This window comes from Parafrankia sp. FMc2 (assembly GCF_041008525.1).
GTDB lineage: Bacteria > Actinomycetota > Actinomycetes > Frankiales > Frankiaceae > Parafrankia.
This window is the reverse complement of record NZ_JBFLUG010000339.1, coordinates 1-2235: the sequence shown is the minus strand read 5'-3', so window position 1 is coordinate 2235 and position 2235 is coordinate 1. Positions and strand designations below refer to the sequence as shown.

The window sequence follows — 2235 nt, the reverse complement described above, 5'->3', positions numbered from 1 at the left end:
CGGCGCTCAGCACCACCGGCGGTAACCCCGACCTCGACACGACACATCCTCACGGCAGCGAGAAAGAAGACCATCCTCACCGATCCACCGCATATCTGTCGAATATTAGAGGCGACGGTCTACTAGGTGACCCTCTGATCCCTTCGTCGGGGGCCAGAGCCCGAATTCCCACCTGCGACTGACCTGGTAGCCGGAAGAGCGCGGAGCGGTGAACCGCTGTATGTGGAGGAAAATCTTGTGATCGTGTTCTGTGGGCTGCACGCGTGAACGGTTCCTCTCGCGGGCGTCGAATCATGTCGTGGATCACCCGCCACCCGAGACTGAGCGGCTGCATCGGCGTCGTCTTCGTCATCGCGCTGATCGCGGGCAACGCCGGCGACCAGGGCACCTCGGGCCAGGCTCCGGCTGCCGCGCTGGCCGGGCAGGCCACAGTTCCTGTGGGGCCGGCGAGCGTACTGATGCCGAACCTGGTGGGAATGAACCTTCGGGACGCCCGGTCTGCCGCTCCGGCCAACCATTCGGAACGGGATCTCTCGCCGCGAGGTCGGCGCGTTCTCGACCAGGACAACTGGACGGTCGCCGCGACGGTTCCGCCGGCCGGCACCAGGATTCTCAAGAACGAGGAGATCTTCCTCTTCTACCTCCGTAACCAGGAGTGGAGATGGTTCCAGGCCAACCCGGTGATGCCGGCGCTCCCGGCCGGGGAGATCTACCAGTCCTCCGATTCGTTTCCTGACATCCGGGAGCTTCTCGAATACCGTTACGCCGAGGGAACGGAGCCGGAGCACGCACCCGATGCTCACCGGACCCCTGCCGCCGCCAGCACCATTCCCGGTGACCCCTCGGTCGAACCCGAATCCGAGTGGGGGCCGCGTGAACGGCTGAAGGTCGCATCAGGCGGAACCATCGCCGGCAGCCTGTCCGAAGCCGGACAACCACTTCGGCCGGGTCGGCTGATCACCATTCTGGTGAAACCCGTGGCACCTCCCCCGCCCTCGCCGGTGCAAACCTACGGCGGCGGGCCGACGGACCTGGACGACAACGACGAGAACTACAACGTTCCGGGTGATGGGAACTGGAGCAGCGGTGGAGGTGGTCGCAGGGGCGGAGGCTTCTGCAGGAGCAAGTGGTGCTGAGGGGTTTCTGGTCAGGCCACGAAAAGAACTGGCCGGGAACCCGAAAATCTCGAATCTTCGTTTGTGTACCTCGTTTCAAAGGGGGAACCATGCAGAACATGAACCGGCGCGCGCTGCCGACCGGCGGCTCGCGGGCCGCCGTCGCGGCTCTGTTTCTTTCCGCGGGTCTGCTGAGCGGATGCGGATCGGGCTCCTCGGATGACGCCACGAGCGCCGGGGCGTCGGTCACGCCCAGCGCCAGCGTGACATCCTCGGCGACCCCGAGCACATCCCCGTCGGCCACCAGCCTGCTGGCCACCACGGCCCCGCCGGTGGTGGCCGCCACCGTGCCACCGGCCGCGACTGCTCCCGCGGCGGCAACACCGCAGGCTGCGGCCGCGCAGGCGGCACCTGCCGCACAGGCGGTCGCCCCACAGCAGGCTGCCACCGCCCCGCCCGCAGCCGACAGCGCACAGAGCGTGTCCTACGCGAACTGCACCGAAGCCCGCGCCGCCGGTGCGGCCCCGCTCTATGAGGGCCAGCCAGGCTATTCGACGAAACTCGACCGTGATCACGACGGTGTCGCCTGCGAATTCTGATCGGCCGCAGCGCGCGGCACCTTGCCGAGACCTCGGCCGCAGGAACTGCACCGAGGCTCGAACGGCAGGTGTGGATGACGAGTCCGCCCGTGGCGGATGCGTAACCGGCGGTCGAGGTCGGCGGCCGGGTACATGGCGCCCGACCCGCCGGCCTCGCCGCGGGAAATCCCGACACGGGAGGCGAAGGTCCGTCCCCGTCCGAGTCTCCCTGCTGGGAAGCAGCGCGAACACCAGCCCGACCGCGAGTCCCACCGCGGCACCGGAATAGCAGTGCATACGGCGGTGTGCCCTCCGCTCGTCAGTGGCCTGCCGGTGACCGCTACGGTTCGTCGGAGAAGCGAAGAGGGATGTGTTGGTTGGGGGAACCGTGGGGAAGTACGACGGGCTGCGGGACTGGAGTGATCCCGCTTCCGTGGACAGCGAACTTGAGGTTCACTGTCATAGGGAAGGATGGCGATGGGGTCAACACGGCGGAAGTTTACTCAGGAGTACAAGACCGAGGCTGTAAGATTGGTGCTCGA

General features: G+C 66.9%; 2 protein-coding genes. Both read left to right on the top strand.

Annotated features, from left to right (window positions below; translation table 11 throughout):
* The first annotated feature begins 293 nt into the window (after nucleotides 1-293).
* The gene (locus AB1460_RS36995; protein ID WP_368967186.1) at nucleotides 294-1136 is read left to right on the top strand and encodes a PASTA domain-containing protein; all 843 of its coding nucleotides are present in this window, start codon (nucleotides 294-296) and stop codon (nucleotides 1134-1136) included.
* A gap of 89 nt (nucleotides 1137-1225) precedes the next feature.
* A complete protein-coding gene (locus AB1460_RS36990; protein ID WP_368967185.1) occupies nucleotides 1226-1714 on the top strand; it encodes an excalibur calcium-binding domain-containing protein in 489 nt (162 codons plus the stop codon).
* Nucleotides 1715-2235: the final 521 nt, after the last annotated feature.

Excerpts from the sequence above, each read along its gene's own strand:
- AB1460_RS36995 (WP_368967186.1), top strand. The coding sequence starts at position 294 with ATGTCGTGGATCACCCGCCACCCGAGACTGAGCGGCTGCATCGGCGTC.
- AB1460_RS36990 (WP_368967185.1), top strand. The coding sequence starts at position 1,226 with ATGCAGAACATGAACCGGCGCGCGCTGCCGACCGGCGGCTCGCGGGCC.